This window comes from Vibrio sp. 10N.247.311.51, assembly GCF_041467855.1.
GTDB classification, from domain to species: Bacteria; Pseudomonadota; Gammaproteobacteria; order Enterobacterales; family Vibrionaceae; genus Vibrio; species Vibrio coralliirubri.
This window is the reverse complement of the sequence record NZ_JBFSVK010000005.1, coordinates 222,065-241,003: the sequence shown is the minus strand read 5'-3', so window position 1 is coordinate 241,003 and position 18,939 is coordinate 222,065. Positions and strand designations below refer to the sequence as shown.

17 protein-coding genes are annotated in these 18,939 nt (G+C 45.9%); 12 read left to right on the top strand and 5 right to left on the bottom strand.

What is annotated here, in order from left to right; translation table 11 throughout:
• Positions 1-234: 234 nt before the first annotated feature.
• On the bottom strand, positions 235-780 hold the full coding sequence (gene orn, locus AB6E85_RS07310; protein WP_010434065.1) for an oligoribonuclease: 546 nt from the start codon (positions 778-780) through the stop codon (positions 235-237).
• A gap of 150 nt (positions 781-930) precedes the next feature.
• Here orn and rsgA point away from each other — a divergent pair, with 150 nt between their 5' ends.
• From rsgA to AB6E85_RS07285, 5 genes are all read left to right on the top strand, one after another.
• Positions 931-1,986, top strand: coding sequence for a small ribosomal subunit biogenesis GTPase RsgA (rsgA, locus tag AB6E85_RS07305; RefSeq protein WP_017061306.1), 1,056 nt, complete (start codon positions 931-933; stop codon positions 1,984-1,986).
• Between the two features lie 125 nt (positions 1,987-2,111).
• Positions 2,112-3,032 carry an archaetidylserine decarboxylase gene (gene asd / locus AB6E85_RS07300; protein WP_372142056.1) on the top strand — a complete coding sequence of 307 codons (921 nt, stop codon included), beginning with the start codon at positions 2,112-2,114 and terminating at the stop codon, positions 3,030-3,032.
• A gap of 308 nt (positions 3,033-3,340) precedes the next feature.
• Positions 3,341-4,756: a DASS family sodium-coupled anion symporter gene (locus AB6E85_RS07295; RefSeq protein WP_017061303.1), complete on the top strand. Its 1,416-nt coding sequence runs from the start codon at positions 3,341-3,343 to the stop codon at positions 4,754-4,756.
• 562 nt (positions 4,757-5,318) lie between these two features.
• On the top strand, positions 5,319-7,199 hold the full coding sequence (locus AB6E85_RS07290; protein ID WP_372142055.1) for a methyl-accepting chemotaxis protein: 1,881 nt from the start codon (positions 5,319-5,321) through the stop codon (positions 7,197-7,199).
• A gap of 162 nt (positions 7,200-7,361) precedes the next feature.
• Positions 7,362-8,249 carry a DMT family transporter gene (locus tag AB6E85_RS07285; protein ID WP_372142053.1) on the top strand — a complete coding sequence of 296 codons (888 nt, stop codon included), beginning with the start codon at positions 7,362-7,364 and terminating at the stop codon, positions 8,247-8,249.
• A 58-nt stretch (positions 8,250-8,307) separates the two neighbouring features.
• Here AB6E85_RS07285 and epmA read toward each other — a convergent pair whose 3' ends face one another.
• The gene (gene epmA, locus AB6E85_RS07280) at positions 8,308-9,279 is read right to left on the bottom strand and encodes an elongation factor P--(R)-beta-lysine ligase (RefSeq protein WP_372142051.1); all 972 of its coding nucleotides are present in this window, start codon (positions 9,277-9,279) and stop codon (positions 8,308-8,310) included.
• Between the two features lie 451 nt (positions 9,280-9,730).
• Here epmA and frdA point away from each other — a divergent pair, with 451 nt between their 5' ends.
• From frdA to frdD, 4 genes are read left to right on the top strand one after another with little or no spacing between them, the layout of a single operon-like run.
• Positions 9,731-11,554 carry a fumarate reductase (quinol) flavoprotein subunit gene (frdA, locus tag AB6E85_RS07275; protein ID WP_372142049.1) on the top strand — a complete coding sequence of 608 codons (1,824 nt, stop codon included), beginning with the start codon at positions 9,731-9,733 and terminating at the stop codon, positions 11,552-11,554.
• Positions 11,554-12,318, top strand: a complete 765-nt coding sequence (locus AB6E85_RS07270) for a succinate dehydrogenase/fumarate reductase iron-sulfur subunit (RefSeq protein ID WP_009847917.1) — start codon at positions 11,554-11,556, stop codon at positions 12,316-12,318. Before frdA ends, AB6E85_RS07270 begins: the two co-directional genes overlap by 1 nt.
• Position 12,319: 1 nt before the next feature.
• Positions 12,320-12,703 (top strand): fumarate reductase subunit FrdC, encoded by a 384-nt coding sequence (gene frdC, locus AB6E85_RS07265; RefSeq protein WP_017061300.1) that lies wholly within the window; start codon positions 12,320-12,322, stop codon positions 12,701-12,703.
• A 12-nt stretch (positions 12,704-12,715) separates the two neighbouring features.
• Positions 12,716-13,102, top strand: coding sequence for a fumarate reductase subunit FrdD (gene frdD / locus AB6E85_RS07260; RefSeq protein ID WP_017067166.1), 387 nt, complete (start codon positions 12,716-12,718; stop codon positions 13,100-13,102).
• A 309-nt stretch (positions 13,103-13,411) separates the two neighbouring features.
• Here the strand turns inward: frdD and efp are convergent, their stop codons facing one another.
• Entirely contained in the window at positions 13,412-13,978 is a 567-nt protein-coding gene (efp, locus tag AB6E85_RS07255; protein ID WP_017067165.1) for an elongation factor P, read from the bottom strand.
• 33 nt (positions 13,979-14,011) lie between these two features.
• Between efp and epmB the strand changes: the two genes are divergently transcribed.
• The 3 genes from epmB (at position 14,012) to AB6E85_RS07240 (ending at position 16,187) form a co-directional block, all read left to right on the top strand.
• The gene (gene epmB, locus AB6E85_RS07250) at positions 14,012-15,034 is read left to right on the top strand and encodes an EF-P beta-lysylation protein EpmB (protein WP_136987099.1); all 1,023 of its coding nucleotides are present in this window, start codon (positions 14,012-14,014) and stop codon (positions 15,032-15,034) included.
• 13 nt (positions 15,035-15,047) lie between these two features.
• A complete protein-coding gene (locus AB6E85_RS07245; protein WP_372142047.1) occupies positions 15,048-15,593 on the top strand; it encodes a prepilin-type N-terminal cleavage/methylation domain-containing protein in 546 nt (181 codons plus the stop codon).
• 105 nt (positions 15,594-15,698) lie between these two features.
• On the top strand, positions 15,699-16,187 hold the full coding sequence (locus AB6E85_RS07240; RefSeq protein ID WP_004733333.1) for an MgtC/SapB family protein: 489 nt from the start codon (positions 15,699-15,701) through the stop codon (positions 16,185-16,187).
• A gap of 86 nt (positions 16,188-16,273) precedes the next feature.
• Here the strand turns inward: AB6E85_RS07240 and AB6E85_RS07235 are convergent, their stop codons facing one another.
• Positions 16,274-17,752 (bottom strand): diguanylate cyclase, encoded by a 1,479-nt coding sequence (locus AB6E85_RS07235; RefSeq protein WP_372142045.1) that lies wholly within the window; start codon positions 17,750-17,752, stop codon positions 16,274-16,276.
• 192 nt (positions 17,753-17,944) lie between these two features.
• Complete coding sequence (locus AB6E85_RS07230) at positions 17,945-18,502, bottom strand: VC2662 family protein (RefSeq protein WP_017068001.1); 558 nt, start codon at positions 18,500-18,502, stop codon at positions 17,945-17,947.
• Positions 18,503-18,939: the final 437 nt, after the last annotated feature.

The following is an 18,939-nucleotide window of genomic DNA, read 5'->3' as shown; positions in this document are numbered from 1 at the left end:
ACCGATGACCTCAACCTTGGCAAGGTTGCGCTCTACCAACTGAGCTAGTATCGCAATCTGAAAACGTCTTTCGCCGTTCAGGGCTGCGAATTATAAGAGCATTTTTTTGTGATGCAAGTCCTTAATGCAAAATTACGAAACTTTTTACTCAACTGCTGTAAAAGCACACAGATTTGCAAAAAAAACGGCTCTTATGTCCCTGAAAAGTTAGATAAACGTGATCATTTTATTCGACTAGATGTTAATAATCGTTTTTCGGTAGTACTGCAGCTCGGCGATCGACTCTCGAATATCGTCTAACGCAAGGTGACTTCCCGACTTAGAAAAACCATCTAACACTTCAGGTTTCCAGCGACGAGTCAGCTCTTTCAGTGTGCTTACGTCAACATAGCGGTAGTGGAAGTACTCTTCTAACTCTGGCATGTGCTTGTATAGGAAACGGCGGTCTTGACCAATGCTGTTACCACAAATCGGTGACTTACCTTTTGGTACCCATTTTTCAAGAAACTCAATCGTTTGTTGGATGGCATCTTGCTCTGAAACCGTGCTTTCTTGAATTCGCTTCACGAGGCCGCTGCCAGTGTGCGTCGTTGTGCACCACTCGTCCATCTTGTCCAATTCACTCTGAGGCTGGTGAATAGCCAAAACAGGTCCTTCAGCCAGGATGTTAAGCTCACTATCAGTAACGATAGTCGCAATTTCAATGATTTTATGAGTTTCAGGATCAAGTCCTGTCATCTCTAGATCAACCCAAATAAGGTTCTGATCGCTAAAGGACATAAGGCGTCGCCTATTTGTTTATGTGTAAAAGAGGTACTATACCCAAATAACTATACTCAAACTAGCTTTAGGACCATCGAAATCACGTGGTACCAGCAACATCCTGTTTGAGTCCCCAATCATCAAGTTAGATGTGTTAAGTGAAAAATTGTGGCTAAAAAAAAGAAGTTAACCAAAGGTCAAGTACGTCGTGTACGTAGCAACCAGAACAAGCGACTCAAGAAAGAAGATTCTATCCAATGGGATGAGAACATGCTTGGCGGAACCAAAAGCGGACTCGTGATTACGCGCTTTGGCCAACATGCTGATATCGAAGATCTTGAAACTAACGAAGTTCATCGTTGTAACTTACGCCGTAGTATCGAGACTTTAGTTTCTGGTGACCGAGTGACTTGGCGCGCAGGCTTAGAATCAATGGCCGGTATTTCTGGCGTTGTGGAAGCGGTTGAACCGAGAACTTCAATGCTGACTCGCCCTGATTACTACGATGGCCTAAAGCCAGTAGCTGCGAACGTCGACCAAATGGTTATCGTATCGGCTGTGCTACCAGAGCTATCACTTAATATTATCGACCGTTACCTAATTGCTTCAGAAACGGTAAACATCGCGCCGCTTGTTGTACTGAACAAGGTCGATCTACTGACTGATGAGCAGATTGCTGAATACCGTGAAACACTTAAAGAGTACGAGAAGATCGGCTATAAAGTGATGTTCGTGAGTAAAGAGTCTGGCTACGGCATCAAAGAGCTGGAAGCTGAACTCAAAGACCGTATCAACATCTTTGTTGGTCAATCGGGTGTGGGTAAATCAAGCCTAGTGAATGCATTAATGCCTACGCTAGACATTGAAGAAGGCGAAGTCTCTGAGAACTCAGGTCTTGGTCAGCACACAACCACGGCAGCTCGTTTATACCACTTCCCTTCTGGTGGTGATCTGATTGATTCACCAGGAGTGCGTGAATTCGGCCTATGGCACCTAGAGGCCGACGAAATCACTGAAGCCTTTATCGAGTTCAAGCCTTACCTTGGCGGTTGTAAGTTCCGTGACTGTAAACACATTGATGACCCAGGCTGCATCCTGCGCGAAGCGGTAGAAAACGGAAAGATCAGTCGATTACGTTTCGACAACTACCACCGCATCATTGAAAGCATGGCGAGTAACAAAGATAACCGTCAGTATTCACGCAACAAAAAAGCCGATCTCTAATCGCGTTTTTGTGAACAAATGTGTGCATTTACTGACAATTGGCGCGAATTTAAGTAACATCTCGCGCCCTAAACCGTCATCGACAGATTTAATTGAAAAACAATTAGCATTGGAAAATTAATACAATGGATAAGATTAAAGTTGGATTGCAGTACTGGATTCCACAACATGGATTAACTCGCCTAGTCGGCAAACTTGCGTCTGCTAAAGCGGGCGGCTTAACGACAGCGATCATCAACTGGTTCATCAAGCAATACAAAGTGAACATGGATGAAGCTCTGCATAGCGATCCAAAACACTTTAAAACATTCAATGAATTCTTCGTGCGTGAATTGAAAGAAGGCATGCGTCCTATCGCTGAAGGTGAGTCTGTTATTGTTCACCCTGCAGATGCACGTGTGAGCCAATTTGGCCCAATTACTGACGGTCAACTGATTCAAGCGAAAGGCCATAACTACTCAGCTCGCGAGCTATTGGGTGGTGATGCTGCGCTAGCGGATGAATTTAAAGACGGTGAATTCGCAACGCTTTACCTGTCTCCAAGTGATTACCACCGCGTGCACATGCCATGCGACGGCACACTGCGCCAGATGATCTACGTTCCAGGTGACCTTTTCTCAGTTAACCCGTTAACGGCAGAAAACGTTCCAAATCTATTCGCACGTAATGAGCGTGTCGTTTGTATCTTCGATACGGAATTTGGCCCAATGGCACAAGTGCTGGTTGGCGCAACGATCGTAGGTAGCATCGAGCAAGTATGGGCAGGTACCATCACCCCACCTCGTGGTAACTCGGTTTACAAATGGGATTACCCTGCACAAGGTGACAAAGCAATCATCTTGAAGAAAGGCGAAGAGATGGGCCGCTTTAAGCTTGGTTCAACCGTTATCAACCTGTTCGCTAAAGATACGATCAAGTTTGACGACACTATGCAAAATGGCGAGAAAACGGTTCTTGGTACACCTTTCGCGCACATTGCTGGCAAAGAAGCGCAAGCAAATGACGATGTTGTTACCGATTCTGCTGAGAACACTGACCAAGCTTAACAATTTGAGTTAACTCATTTAAGCTTTCAAGGCGCGTTACTTTTTCTATTTCAGAGAAGAACGCGCCTTTTTCTTAACTCTACCGATTCATTTGCTACTCAAGCTCTAACAACTCAATCTTTCAAACCCTGCCCAGCCACCTGCTGCTTCTCACTCTTGTCTCTAATTGCCCAGATAAAAGATTGACCAAAAACAAAACAACTGTCGAAACCTTAAACAACTTTTTGATTTTCCAACCCGTCTCCAAGTACCAGAAATCCAGATAACTTACTCTATTTGAAGATATTTTATTTATAGGGTCTTTGTACATGCCTAAACTCAATGTTGGCGTTCTGGTCAAGCTGTTGATTTGTTTTGCGATTCCCTTAGGCGTGTTATTCATGCCGATAGATTCAATACCAATCGATGATCTCACGCTGATTCAACACCGCCTGTTGGCGATATTCTTATTAGCAGCCCTGCTGTGGGTGCTTGAACCTGTTCCGGTATTCGCCACTTCCATTTTGATCATTGCGCTTGAACTGGTGATGATATCTGACAAAGGTTTACACCTATTTAGAAATCCACCAGCGGGGCACGATCTCGGTGAGTTAATCAAATATACCGACATCTTCGGTGCATTTTCATCACCAATCATCATCCTTTTCATGGGTGGCTTTGCTCTTGCGATATCCGCATCCAAGTACGAACTCGATAACAACCTAGCTCGAGTGCTTCTCAAACCATTTGGTACAGAGCCGCGCTTCATTATGCTCGGCTTAATGCTGATCACCGCCGTGTTCTCAATGTTCATGTCAAATACCGCAACGACGGTAATGATGCTTGCGCTGCTCGGTCCTATCGTGGCATCTGCACCAAAAGGCGATATGGGTATCAAAGCGCTCGTGTTGTGTATTCCAATTGCTGCCAATACTGGCGGTATCGCAACCCCAATCGGTACACCGCCCAATGCCATCGCGCTGCAATACCTAACGGGTGAAAATACCATCGACTTCCTCAGCTGGATGATGATGGGCTTACCCTTTGTGATCATCCAACTCACCATCGCTTGGTTTCTTCTACAAAAACTCTTCCCTTCTAAAGAAAGAAACATGGTGCTCAAGCTCGATGGACAATTTAGAAAGAGCTGGCGAGCGATTGTGGTTTACATCACCTTCGCTGCGACAATCTTATTGTGGATGACCACCAAACTGCACGGCATGAACACCTATGTCGTGTCTATCATTCCACTGGCTGTGTTTACGCTCACTGGCATCATGGGCAAAGAAGAGCTCAAGCTGATTAACTGGGATGTGTTGTGGCTGGTCGCAGGTGGTATTGCGATTGGTATTGGCTTAGATAAAACAGGCTTAGCCGCTGCACTCGCACACGCAATTGACTATGAATCGCTCTCACCTGCAGCTGTGGTACTGACATTGTCTATCGTGTGTTGGTTAATGGCGAACTTCATGTCAAACACTGCGACGGCCAACTTGCTGATGCCGATAGCCGCTGCAATTGGTGCTTCCATGGAAAGCTTGGTTGCAATTGGAGGCTTACAAGGCTTGCTGGTTGTGGTCGCCTTCTCGGCATCACTTGGTATGATTCTGCCCGTATCGACACCACCAAACTCACTGGCCTACTCGACCGGGCTTATCGAAAGCAAAGACATGGCGAAGATGGGCATCATCTTAGGTATTGTGGGCTTGCTGATGGTTTACCTCGCCCTGTTTATCATCACCTAGTAAGCGTTAACGCTCCCCTTTAATCCTAACTAAAGCGCTGAATGTAAATTTGGCGCTTTTTTCGATCTATACCACTCCACCTCAAGCAATTAACTGACATTTCAATCAATAGGTAACAGTGATATTATATTACTTCACTGTTTTACAAAAAGCAGAGCAAATATATTTAGAATTTATGATTTTAAACACAGTCATTCAACTTAAGACAGCGGCACTATACGCCTATCATAGACACACCAATTCACCATCAAGTACGTCACTGTCATTAGGGCGTATTGACCTTTCGAGCTGATTTTTGCAGCGAATTGCTGGGGGTTTCGACAAGGCAGAGGTTTTGATGTGTAGCTAGCCTACATGAGAAGCCGATAACGCAGTAGAAATGACCAGCAAACGCTGCCCGAAGGGTTCGGCTAAAAGCGTTTTACTCTTTGTTGAGGGGGATTTGCTTAGAATGGCTAGGCTACTTCCCCCTCGCCGCGATTAAAACGCTTTTATCTCGAACAAAATTGAACCGCGAAAGGTCAACACGCCCTAGTTTTTGTCTAATAAAGAGGAATAGACCTTGAGACATACGATTAAATTTAAAATTCAGATCGCAATTGCGGTCATTATTGCCGTCGTGAGTGGCGCTCAAGCCTGGATATCGGTTAATCAACTGACTCAAGAAACTGAAGTCGCGATCAACCAAGAAATGAGAAATGTCAGTGCTGGCACGACGAATTATATTGCCGATTGGCTCTCGACTCGCAGCGATATGATGCTTGCTAATGAACCGACCATTTCAAGCAACAGTAACTCTGACCGCGAGTTGCTAATCACCAAACAAGCTGGACAATTCTTGTCTGTTTATGCCGGATTCAGCGACGGCACTATCGCGTATGGCGACAAAGGTGAAGATTGGCCAGCAGGCTACGACCCACGCACCCGCCCTTGGTATAAAGATGCCAACGCAACATCAGACCTCGTCATTACTGAACCTTATCAAGACTTTGACGGCAGCATTGTCATCAGCTTTGCAAAAGCATTCAACGGTGAAAGACAAGGTGTCCTCGCGGCAGACCTAACTGTAACCAGCATTATCGACACCGTACTCAACGTGAAACTGGATAACGATGGCTTTGCGTTTTTAGTTGACGGTAACAACAACATCGTTGCCTACAGTGATGAAGAGCTAAGTCAGAAACCACTGACCAGTTTGAATCCGGAACTAACAGCCAACAAAGTGTCACAACTGATCCAAGGCCAAATTATCACTACGCTAACTTGGCCTGGCCAAGAGGATAAAATGGTCTACATTGCCAATGTCCCGAATACCGATTGGTCACTGGGTATTGTTATCGATAAGGAAATGGCGTTTTCCGCAGTATCTGACGCGATTCAGTTCATCGCTCTTACTTCTTTGATTTTGTATATCGTCATTTCGATTGCGAGCACAGTGGTGATCAACCGCCTGCTCTCCCCACTACAAACCTTGTCTGAAGCGCTGACTCAGCTAACTCAAGGCAGAGGTGATCTCACTCAGCGTATTGATATCACGCGTATGGATGAGATAGGCAAACTAGCCGAACTTGTGAACCAGTTCTTAAGCCAGATGCAAAGCATGTTGAAGGGCGTAATAGAGCACAGCCACGATTTAAACAATCATGCAGAAAAAGCCAATCAACTGGCGACCCAATCATCCATTCGAGTTGAGAATCAGCAAAACGATATCAATCAAATAGCGACCGCGATTCATGAGATGTCAGCCACGGCAGCTGAAGTGGCTAGCCATGCCGAACTCACGGCATCCGCTTCTCAAGCGTCAGCCACCACTTGTAACGAAGGCCAAGAGGTTATTCAACAAAACCGCGATGCGATTACTGGTCTTGCAACTCAAGTTGAAGACGCTGCCAATGTTATTCGAGAACTGGAAAACAACGCGCAAAGCATCAATCAGATACTATCCACCATTCAAGGCATTGCCGAACAAACCAACCTGTTGGCATTGAACGCTGCGATTGAAGCGGCGCGTGCGGGTGAGCAAGGTCGTGGATTTGCGGTTGTTGCAGACGAGGTTCGAGTCCTGAGCCAAAGAACGCATGGCTCGACCGAAGAAATCCGCGTGATGATTGATACGTTACAGAAGAATACCGAACATGCCGTTGAAAGCATGACCACCAGCACCCAACTGGCAGAGAACAGCGTTGGCTTCGCAGAGCAAGCTCATGGCAGCCTCTCTAAAATCACCCAAGCGATCACTGAAATCAACGATATGGCGCTGCAAATAGCGAGTGCTGCAGAAGAGCAACGCGCAGTAAGCGAAGACATCAGTCGTAATACGCAAGGAATCAAGGATGCCTCCGACGATCTTGCACAACAAGCTGAAAGCAGCCGCAATAGCTCAAATGAAATGAGTAACGCTGCCGAGTCGATGCGCCGAGATGTGGAGCGCTTTAAGGTATAACTCATCTCAAGCAACATAAGTTAAACCTCACCACCGAGCGGCAGGTGACGTAAACCGATAACTGAAACAAAGTGACTCTTTTCACAAGAATCACTTTGTTCTCAGTCCGGTTTAATGCATATTGATGAGCTAATTTATCCCAGACACAAGGATGTTATTCAGATGGGATTCGAATGGTTGGCTCTTGCTGCCGCTTTTCTTTGGGCTATCGCGAGCCTGATGTCAGTAAAGCCTGCTCAACACTTAGGTTCTTTCGCCTATAGCCGTTGGCGCATGGGTTGCACTGCTATCATCTTATCGAGCATGGCTTGCTTTACTGGTGGCTGGTCAACGGTCGAAGCAGACCTAGTCACGCCGATGATGCTGTCTGGGCTAATTGGCATCTTCATTGGTGATACCGCCCTATTTGCTTGTTTGAACAGAATGGGACCGCGCCAAGCAGGTTTGCTGTTCTCTTGTCACGCCGTGTTCTCGGCAATTCTTGGTTACTTCCTATTTAGCGAAAGCATGACTTCGGTGGAGCTGATTGGCTCGGCTTTGGTGTTTAGCGGCGTTTTAACCGCGATATTCTTTGGTCGTCGAGGACAAGCCAACAACCAACTCGAAACCATCAAGGGCACCGTGTGGATTGGTGTAGCTCTCGGAATCACTGCCGCTATTTGCCAAGCCTTGGGCGGTATTATTGCAAAACCCGTGATGCAAACCAGCATAGACCCTGTTGCCGCTTCAGCGATTCGTATGATTACCGCTTTTGTTGCTCACTCCGCATTTCGTCTAACTGGCGCTAAGCTCTCACGCGCAATCAACCCGATGAATGGTCAAATATTTGCGATTACCGCAGTGAACGGATTTTTAGCGATGGCGGTGGGAATGACGCTGATCTTGTATGCGCTTCAGGAAGGCAATGTCGGCATGGTTGCTCTGTTATCTTCAACCACACCAATCATGTTGTTACCAATACTTTGGCTGTACACCAAACAGAGACCAAATGCCTACGCTTGGATCGGTGCCATTGTTGCCGTTATTGGCACTGGTATCCTAGTAAGATAGTGGCACTGGGATTCTGGTCAGTTAGCCAAACAGTAAGTAAGACTAACTGAATAGAGAGCTAAGAGCGCGGGAACGGAAAAGCCGTCACATCATCGATATGGTCATAACCTAATGCCAGCATGATCAGACGATCAATACCTAAAGCAACACCCGCACAGTCTGGTAAGCCCGCTTTTAATGCCTCAATCAAGTGATGGTCAATCGGTTGAGGCGATAAGCCCATCTCAATACGTTTGGCATTGTCATCTTCAAAGCGCTTGAGCTGCTCTTGTGGCTTGTCTAGTTCATGGAAGCCGTTTGCCAATTCAATGCCTTTGAAATACACCTCAAAGCGATCGGCTACTCGCGAGTCATTCGGGTTAATCTTGGCTAATGCCGCTTGTGAAGCCGGAAAGTCATAAACAAACGCAGGGACTTGTTGCCCTATTTTAGCTTCAACCCCAATACTAAACAGCAACTGCAGCAAGGTGTCACGGTCTTGTTCTGGATCTGCAATGTCGCTGAGCCCAAGTTTTGCTGCGGCTTGCTTTAGCGTAGCCATCGAATCTTCCAGTGGACACACACCTAACACGTCAATAAAGGCTTGTTGGTAAGTCATTCGCTCTGCTGAGCCCGATTTAAGTACCTGCTGTAACAGCAAATCCATTTCATCCATCAGGTCATGGTGATCAAAGCCAACGCGATACCACTCCAACATGGTGAACTCAGGGTTGTGGTAACGGCCATTTTCTTCGTTACGGAAAGACTTACAAATTTGGTAAATACAGCCACTGCCCGCCGCTAATAGACGTTTCATATGAAACTCAGGGCTAGTCATAAAGAACAGAGGCTGACCGTGCGCATAACCCGGCCCTACGAATTCAGTTTTGAAAGTATGCAAATGCACGTCCGTCACCGTGGCGTGGCTCATCGCAGGCGTATCCACTTCCATCACGTTTCGCTCAGCAAAGAACTGACGAATTTGATTAAGGATATCAGCACGTTGCTTTAACTGTTTAATGGTTGCGGCCGGTTGCCATGTAGAGTGCATTATTGAGTTCCATATTACTGAATTCTAGGCGACGAAAATTACCACCTTTCATCGCTTTTGTAAGCTTCTATCTTTCTATTCGTGAAAGCAAAATGTTGTTTTAATGAAGCCAGAAAATTACGTTCTACAATACAATTATCAATACAGATTTCACATCAACATTGATAACAAAAATCATACTCAACAAGCCGTTAACACCCACCCTGTGGGTTAAACGTTATCAACAATTCATTGCCGTGATTGCAGTCACATAACCTATAATTTCTATGCCTCCATATGCATTACCGACCTAAAAACCCAAATGCATCAACTTTTCGAATACCTTCCTCTCTTACACTGAACCTACCACTTAAGGCTTAGGGGCGCTAAATGGTTCCTACGATTTAGAACCTCCTAAATAGGCTTTTTATAATAACAAGCGGAATACTCCGCATCACACTGGAGAATAACTGTGAAGACAATTACCACAGATATCGCAGTCATCGGCGCAGGCGGCGCTGGTCTTCGTACAGCTATTGCTGCGGCTGAAGCTAATCCTGAACTGGAAGTAGCACTGATTTCTAAAGTTTACCCAATGCGTTCGCACACGGTGGCAGCAGAAGGCGGTTCAGCAGCGGTAATTAAAGACGAAGATAGCCTAGATAACCACTTCAACGATACTGTTGGCGGTGGCGACTGGCTATGTGAACAGGATGTTGTTGAATACTTTGTTGAAAACTCGACTCGCGAAATGATCCAAATGGAACAATGGGGCTGCCCATGGAGTCGTAAAGAAAACGGTGAAGTAAACGTACGCCGATTCGGCGGTATGAAGGTAGAGAGAACGTGGTTCGCAGCGGATAAAACCGGCTTCCACATGCTTCATACTCTGTTCCAGACTTCGATGAAGTACGACACAATCAAACGATTTGATGAGTACTTTGTGGTGGATTTGCTCGTTGAAGATGGCGAAGTACAAGGCCTAATCGCGATTCACATGTCTGAAGGTGAGCTTGTTACCATCAAAGCAAAATCTGTTGTTCTAGCAACCGGCGGCGCAGGTCGTGTTTACCACTGTAATACCAACGGCGGCATCGTAACTGGCGACGGTATGGCAATGGCTTATCGCCACGGTGTACCACTGCGTGATATGGAGTTCGTTCAATACCACCCAACAGGCCTACCGGGCACTGGCATCTTGATGACCGAAGGTTGTCGTGGTGAAGGCGGTATCATCGTCAACAAGAACGGCTACCGTTACCTGCAAGATTACGGCATGGGCCCTGAAACTCCAGTGGGCGAGCCGAAAAACAAATACATGGAACTGGGTCCACGTGACAAAGTTTCTCAAGCATTCTGGCACGAGCAGCAGAAAGGCAACACCATCAAGCACCCACTTGGTGATGTCGTGCACCTTGACCTTCGCCACCTTGGTGAAGAGTACCTGCAAGAGCGTCTACCGTTCATCTGTGAGCTTGCAAAAGCGTACGTAAACGTAGACCCAGCAAAAGAGCCAATCCCAATTCGTCCAACCGTTCACTACACCATGGGTGGTATTGAAACTAACGGCACGTGTGAGACTCGCATTAAAGGCCTATTCGCCGTTGGTGAATGTGCTTCAGTTGGCCTACACGGTGCAAACCGCCTAGGTTCTAACTCTCTGGCTGAGTTCGTGGTATTTGGCCGCGTTGCTGGTGAAGAAGCAGTGAAACGCGCTGCTGAATTCAAAGGCTGGAACGAAGAGTCTATCGCTAAGCAAGTGAAAGCGGTTGAAGATCGCATCGCAGGCATCTTGGCTCAAGAAGGCGACGAGAACTGGGCTGACATCCGTACTGAAATGGGTCACACCATGGAAGCGGGTTGTGGTATCTACCGTCAAGAAGACTTGATGCAAAAGACCATCGACAAACTCACTGAACTGAAAGCTCGCTACAAGAAGATCAGCATTAAAGACAAAGGCAAAGTGTTCAACACTGACCTACTTTACGCTATCGAAGTGGGTTACGGCCTTGAAGTTGCAGAAGCGATGGTTCACTCAGCGATTCTTCGTAAAGAGTCTCGCGGTGCACACCAACGTCTAGACGACAACTGCACAGAACGTGATGACGTGAACTTCCTGAAACACTCTCTATCTTTCTACAACGAAGATGCAGCACCAACCATCGACTACAGCGGCGTTAAGATCACCAAATCTCAACCTAAAGCTCGTCTGTACGGTGAAGCTGCAGAGAAAGCCGCTGCCGCTGAAAAAGCAGCAGAAGAGAATGCTAAGAAGAGCGAAGAGGAGCAAGCATAATGTCAGCGAATCGAATCCAAAAAATTGAAATCCTGCGTTATGACCCTGAGCACGATGCAGAACCTCACTTTCAAACCTTTGAAGTACCATTTGATGAAACCATGTCGGTACTTGATGCGATTGGTTACATCAAAGATAACCTAGATAAAGACCTGTCTTACCGTTGGTCTTGTCGTATGGCGATTTGTGGTTCTTGCGGCATCATGGTTGATGGCGTGCCAAAACTGGCATGTAAGAGCTTCTTACGTGATTACCCGAATGGCTTCAAGATTGAGCCTTTAGCTAACTTCCCAATCGAAAAAGATTTGATTGTCGACATGACGCCGTTCATCGAGCGCCTTGAAGCGATCAAGCCTTACATCATTGGTAACGACCGTAAGCCAGAAGACGGCACGAACATCCAAACTCCAGAGCAAATGGCGAAATACAAGCAGTTCGCTGGCTGCATCAACTGTGGTTTGTGTTACGCAGCATGTCCTCAGTTTGGTCTAAACCCTGAGTTCATCGGCCCTGCGGCACTTGCTCTTGCTCACCGCTACAACCTAGATAGCCGTGACAATGGTAAAGCTGAACGTATGAAGCTTATCAATGGCGACAATGGCGCTTGGGGCTGTACGTTTGTAGGTTACTGTTCTGACGTATGTCCGAAGAAAGTAGACCCAGCGGCTGCAGTAAACCAAGGTAAAGTTGAGTCTTCAATGGACTTCGTTATCTCGATGTTCAAGCCAGACGGATCGCAAGTAAAAACAGCAGAGGAGGCATAATATGAGCAATCGTAAGCCTTATGTTCGTGAGATGAAGAGAACGTGGTGGAGCAACCATCCGTTCTACCGCTTCTACATGCTACGTGAAGCGACTGTACTGCCTTTGATTCTATTCACTCTGTTCCTAACCTTCGGTTTGGGTGCACTAGTGAAAGGGCCTGAAGCTTGGGCTGGTTGGTTGAGCTTTATGGCTAACCCTATCGTCGTTGGTATCAACATCGTGGCACTGCTAGGCAGCTTGCTGCACGCTCAAACCTTCTTCAGCATGATGCCTCAAGTGATGCCAATCCGTCTTAAAGGCAAATTGGTTGATAAAAAAATCATCGTACTGACCCAGTGGGCAGCGGTGGCTTTTATTTCTTTAATCGTTCTTGTTGTGGTGTAAGGAGCTTTCGTTATGAACACAAATTACAAAGTAAAACCTGTTAACCACAACCCACAACGCTCTGATGAGCCAATCTGGTGGGGCCTATTTGGCGCTGGCGGTACTTGGTTCGCGATGATCACACCAATCACAATCTTAGTGCTGGGTATCTTAGTGCCAATGGGCATTATCGATGCGGACGCAATGAGCTACGAGCGTGTGTCTGAATTTGCCACCAGCATTATCGGTGCGCTATTCATCATCGGTACGCTAGCACTGCCAATGTGGCACGCAATGCACCGTCTTCACCACGGCATGCACGACCTTAAGTTCCATGTCGGTGTTGCGGGTAAAGTTGGCTGCTACTTCGTTGCAGGCCTAATCAGCGCATTGTCTGTTATTTTCATCTTTATGATTTAAGAGTTAAGGGCAGATTCGAGATTCGAGTAATCGAGTATCGAAGAGCTTAAAAGCAGAAAAGCGAAAGCAGAGCTAGGTTATCCAGCTCTGCTTTTTTGTTATTTGTTGAATATCTTATCTCTCTGACTCGGCTCTGATCTTCCTGCTTTTCGTATCTCGCATCTCGTTCACACATATCTGCTCTTCCAGCTCTTCGTATCTCGTATCTCGCATCCCGCATCCCGCATCCCGCATCTCGTTTACGCGAATCTGATCTTGGGATACAAAAAAAGGCCGCCTAAGCGACCTTTTTCAGATACTTGAAGTCAATTACTTCACACGACCAACGTATTCGCCAGTACGAGTATCAACTTTAACAACTTCACCGATAGCGATGAATAGAGGTACGCGAACTACCGCGCCTGTTGCTAGAGTTGCAGGCTTACCGCCAGTACCTTGTGTGTCGCCTTTAAGGCCAGGATCGGTTTCTGTTACTGCGATCTCAACAAAGTTTGGTGGAGTTACTGTGATAGGGTTATCATTCCACAACGTTAGAGTACATACGTCGTTTTCAACTAACCATTTAGAAGTCTCGCCTACTGCTTTTGCATCAGCAGCGATTTGCTCGAATGTTTCGTTGTTCATGAAGTGGTAGAATTCGCCATCGCTGTATAGGTAGCCTAGTTCAACGTCTACAACGTCCGCTAGTTCTACTGTATCGCCTGACTTAAATGTTTTCTCTAACACTTTGCCTGACAGCAGTTTACGAAGTTTAACACGGTTAAACGCTTGGCCTTTACCTGGCTTAACGTATTCATTTTCGATAATTGAGCAAGGCTCGTTATCCATCATGAATTTTAAACCGCCTTTGAATTCATTGGTGCTTACTGACGCCATGATTTTCTCTTCCACATCTTTGAGTTAATTTCAATGCCGCATATCATAACCCGAAAAGTCGAATCTGTTGAGCAAAACTGGCTCAAACAACTATCGAATGCGATCTCTGACCCGACAAAACTGCTTGAGGCATTGGAAATAGACCCAACACCATGGCAAGCCGGCTTCGCTGCTCGTGAGTTATTTGCACTTCGGGTACCTCTTAGCTTTGTCGAACGAATGGAAAAAGGCAACCCACACGATCCATTGCTACGACAAATTTTACCGCTAAGCGAAGAGTTTGAGGTACACCAAGGCTATTCCGCTGATCCACTGGAAGAGCAAGACAACGCCATTCCTGGGCTACTGCACAAATACAAGAACCGTGCATTGATGATTGTAAAAGGCGGTTGTGCGATTAACTGCCGCTACTGCTTTCGTCGTCACTTCCCTTACCAAGATAACAAGGGCTCGAAGTCGGTTTGGCAAACCAGTCTCGACTATGTGGCGGCTCACCCAGAGATCAACGAAGTTATCTTGTCAGGTGGTGATCCACTGATGGCAAAAGACAGCGAACTAGAGTGGCTAATTCATGCTATCGCACAAATTCCACATGTGAAAACAGTTCGAATTCATAGCCGATTACCGGTTGTGATTCCCGCTCGAGTAACGGATGAACTATGCCAATTGTTAGCTCAAACTCGCCTTAATGTGGTGATGGTGAGCCACATTAACCATGCTAACGAAATCAACTTAGAGCTCAAACAAGCCTTCCACAAGCTTAAGTTAAGTGGTGCGACTCTGCTCAACCAAGGCGTGATGCTTAAAGGCGTAAACAACAGCGCTAACTCATTGAAAGAATTAAGCGAAAAGCTATTCGACGCCGGTATTTTACCTTACTATATGCATGTACTTGATAAGGTTCAGGGCGCAGCGCACTTCTATATTTCAGATGAAGAAGCGAAACATCACTTTAAAGGATTAATCTCTGAGGTTTCAGGCTACCTAGTACCGAAGTTAACCCGTGAGATTGGCGGGCGCAGCAGCAAGACACCACTCGACCTACACATTGAATAGAGAAGTTGTATCAATGAAACACAATACCTCAGTTGCTCCACCAGCAACCACATCTCAACCAGCGCTTAGGTTCAGCTCAAGAGGTTTCACCATCATCGAGCTGGTCGTGGTGATCGTGATTCTAGGTATTGTGTCGGTCACTGCAGCTTCTAAGTTCCTCAACCTTCAAACCGATGCTCGTATCTCGACATTAAACGGCCTTAAAGGCGGAATGGAGGGCGCAAGTGCTATGCTTTATGGTAAGACATCAGCATTGGGCTTAGATAAAGCAGCTAGCGCATCGATTAATGTTGAGGGTGACGATATATTGGTCGCTTACGGTTACCCTGCAGCGATGAACGATCAAACTTGGTCAATGCTTATCGAATCCACGTTCTTGGATGCGGTTTGGGATACGGGCAGAGCTGACTGGTTCTTTACCAACACTGACGCGAACGATGGCATTATTCTTTATGCGCCTTCGAGCCGAAAAAATCAGGCAGATAACTGTTATCTTGAGTACCAAGAAGCGACGGAGACCACGACACCAGCCTTCACCTTAACAACAAGCGGCTGCTAGGTTTTAAGTAATCTTTATCAATCGTTAAGACAAAAAGTTTTTGTTCGATCGTCCGGTCTATTATTAGCATACTCGGCTCTATTCTAAATTTTTAGGAGGGGTGATATGTCACAATTTATAGAACAAACTCTCAACCTTGCCCCCTTTAGCTGGGCAGGCCTCGCTGCATGCATGCTGTGTGGTTCTTTAATCGGAATCGAAAGGCAAACACGCGGTAAACCCGTCGGAATCCGAACGTCGATTCTGATCATCAGTGGTACCTATTTCTTCCTCACCATGGCGATCAGCCTATCCCCCAACACACTCGATCAAGCTCGTGTGCTTGGTCAGATAATTACGGGTGTTGGATTTCTTGGGGCTGGTGTAATGATGACACTGGATGGCAAGATTCATGGCGTGACTTCAGCCGCAATTATCTGGGTACTCGCAGCATTAGGTATGATGATCGCACTAGGGCATCTTTCCCAATCGGTCATTATCACGCTAATGGCGCTAGTGATTCTGCTTGGTGTCGATAAAGTGGAAAACAGCTTCCAAAGCTTACGTCGTGGCGTTCACCAAAAGTGGATGCGAAAAGGTCGCGTGAAGAAATAGCGCAGCACTTGATAGCCTTAGTGGTAATGCCAATGATACAAAGAAGCCTAGTCAAACGACTAGGCTTCGCATTATTTTGGGAGAACTTAATACACCTGAATGCACACCTGATTCTTACCCGCAGCCTTTGCCTTATAGAGCTGCTCATCAGACGAACGAATACTCTGGTTTTCCCACAAGTGCCCTACGCTGTCGAACTTATACAAAGAGTAAAGCGTTGCGCCACCAGACACTGAGATACTAATCTTGTCACCCGTAGGGCATCGATAACTCTGTAGGCTAATGTCGTTTTGAATTCGCTCAAAGATCGATGAAAGCAACTCAGACGATTCACCCGTAATCGCGACTACAAACTCTTCGCCACCAAATCGAGCCACGATATCTTGCTGTCTAACGCTGTTCAGCATCAACCGAGCAACATGGCAAATCACCTCGTCCCCCACTTTATGGCCATGCTGATCATTAACGACTTTGAAATCATCGATATCAAACACGCCAACACCAATAATCGGCTCCTCATCTTGCGCCAGTAATCGAGCCTCAAAACCACGTCGATTCAGCAAGCCCGTTAATGGGTCGCGCATTGCTAGCTCATTTAAACGCTGGTGCTCTTGTCTTGTATAGAAGCGCCATAGCCATAAAACCGAGAGCAGATACAAAACCAACAGTATCGAAAGCTGAATCTTCTCCATCTCCAATACATGCAGAAAGCGCTCGCTCTTATCTTCTTCAATACTCAGATATAACTGGGTGTCAATGTCATTGACATACAGAGGCTTGGAATACGTAAAATCCATAAACCCGTATTTGTTTGCGCCTCGAGTACTGGTGACTTTATAGCCATGGGTAGGGTTCGATACTAGGTTCGAGACATAGCAATCGACACCCAACACCCCTTTAAACTCACCATTAACGTAGATTCCTTTGGTTAAGGTCACCACTTTCTGACCTGTCAGGTAGTCATCATATTGGCCGGTATACACCACTTGGTCTTGCCCTTGAGCTAAGCCAAAGCGAATCGTGTTCACCCAATAAGGCCTGCTATTCACAACCGAATCAAAGGTGTCGCCCTTAATGTAACTGGCAAAATCAGAAGGCGAAGAGATAATGAATTTCTCTTTTGAAATGAAATAAATCGCAGAGATGGTATCAATGGTATTGGCAAAATAAGCCATGGTCGGCGCGATGAACAGGCGCTTACCCGCTTCGGTATAAAGGTCCGATTCCGGGTTGCACATCTCGCGAGGGCCAGAGAACATAAAATCAAAACGAGGGGCATGTTGCTCCTCACTGGTGAAGTAACACGTCTCACCCTCGATCTTTTTGTCATGCGAGAATACGTAGGTATCCCCATGCAGTGGATAAAGCGCAGTGATGTTGTACTCAAGCGCATTTATGATCTGTGTGAGCTCCGCTAAAGAGCGTGTTACGCCTTGGTTTTCCATTCCATACTGTTTATCTGATTCTTCCGCTGAATCAACGAGCAACAAGCTCAAAACTACTAAAAAACTGGCGGTCAGGCCTAAGAAAGCCTTTTTAAAATCGACGGTATGGTGGTTAATCAAAGCATATAAATCATCATTAGGGATTTATCGCACATTGTACTCATAAGTAAAAATACTGCAATAGGAAATATAAAACAATATGCTTATCTATTTTGGAGGGGCGTTTGGATATCTATAAGAAAATGTTGAGTTGCAATAACGCCTAAGTCAGATGCACTTAGGCGTTATGAATCACTATAGTAACACTAAGCCTTACTTAGCAAAGTTTACAATCGGGAAGCACGGGAAGAAACCGTTGTCAGCACAGTTGATCAGACCAACTTGTACGCCTTCGATTTTGTTGGTTTTGTTGAAGATACCAACCTGAACCGTAGACACTTCTGAAAGGTTCGCAGCGCCAACATCAACCATAGTGTTACCTTCTGAGTAGTTGACGAAACTCACGTTCGCGCCTTTCACATCATTAGTAATGTTCACAGCACCAAGGTTAACACCCGTTGTTTTACCCGTGTTCCAGTTGAAGAAACCTAGAGATGCACCGGTCATTTCTTGGTTCACTTTTGATGCACCAAAAATACCCAGGTTCACACCTGTGGTCGTTTGCGTCTCAGACATACCAACAACGGCAAGATCGACACCTTTAAGGTCGTTTACTTGTCCGTGAAGCAGAGCCAAACGCACACCGCCAACCGCATCTGAATCAGGTGCGTTGAAACCGTTAATCGTTGAAAACATAACAGGCGAAGAAGCAAATGCTGCCGGTGCCATTACTGCTGCCGACACAGCAAGTACTGAAAGTAGTTTTTTCATTGGGGAGTCTCCACTGACTTATTGTTAACTTGATTAATCCATTTTTAATCAAGCATTTATTGTCCTTTATTCAACAGCTACCCATGTTAAATCAATGTAATAACTGTACTGTTGAATATAAGCCGCTAAATCATAAAGAGCAATGGTTAAGAGCAGATGCGGGATTCGAGTGAACGAGATGCGAAAAGCAAAAAAAACAGAGACCGAAACCTCCGCTCTAACGCTTATTATTCCAAACAAAAATCTAGGCGAGAAAATCAACATGTTTCACAAGCTTATAGCCCACACACTTATTGCCGCATCTAAAGCGATGTCATCCTAAAAAATTTATTGATAAAAGCTCAACAGACCTCAGGTATTCAAAAACTAATGTTCGTAAAATTCTGAAAATAAACTAAATTCTAATATAGGAATAGAACGATATGAAACAGTGGGAA

Bases quoted from the DNA above. Each gene is read 5' to 3' on its own strand.
- orn (WP_010434065.1), bottom strand. From the start codon at position 780: ATGTCCTTTAGCGATCAGAACCTTATTTGGGTTGATCTAGAGATGACA.
- asd (WP_372142056.1), top strand. From the start codon at position 2,112: ATGGATAAGATTAAAGTTGGATTGCAGTACTGGATTCCACAACATGGA.
- AB6E85_RS07295 (WP_017061303.1), top strand. From the start codon at position 3,341: ATGCCTAAACTCAATGTTGGCGTTCTGGTCAAGCTGTTGATTTGTTTT.
- AB6E85_RS07285 (WP_372142053.1), top strand. From the start codon at position 7,362: ATGGGATTCGAATGGTTGGCTCTTGCTGCCGCTTTTCTTTGGGCTATC.
- epmA (WP_372142051.1), bottom strand. From the start codon at position 9,279: ATGCACTCTACATGGCAACCGGCCGCAACCATTAAACAGTTAAAGCAA.
- AB6E85_RS07270 (WP_009847917.1), top strand. From the start codon at position 11,554: ATGTCAGCGAATCGAATCCAAAAAATTGAAATCCTGCGTTATGACCCT.
- frdC (WP_017061300.1), top strand. From the start codon at position 12,320: ATGAGCAATCGTAAGCCTTATGTTCGTGAGATGAAGAGAACGTGGTGG.
- frdD (WP_017067166.1), top strand. From the start codon at position 12,716: ATGAACACAAATTACAAAGTAAAACCTGTTAACCACAACCCACAACGC.
- efp (WP_017067165.1), bottom strand. From the start codon at position 13,978: ATGGCGTCAGTAAGCACCAATGAATTCAAAGGCGGTTTAAAATTCATG.
- epmB (WP_136987099.1), top strand. From the start codon at position 14,012: ATGCCGCATATCATAACCCGAAAAGTCGAATCTGTTGAGCAAAACTGG.
- AB6E85_RS07245 (WP_372142047.1), top strand. From the start codon at position 15,048: ATGAAACACAATACCTCAGTTGCTCCACCAGCAACCACATCTCAACCA.
- AB6E85_RS07240 (WP_004733333.1), top strand. From the start codon at position 15,699: ATGTCACAATTTATAGAACAAACTCTCAACCTTGCCCCCTTTAGCTGG.
- AB6E85_RS07230 (WP_017068001.1), bottom strand. From the start codon at position 18,502: ATGAAAAAACTACTTTCAGTACTTGCTGTGTCGGCAGCAGTAATGGCA.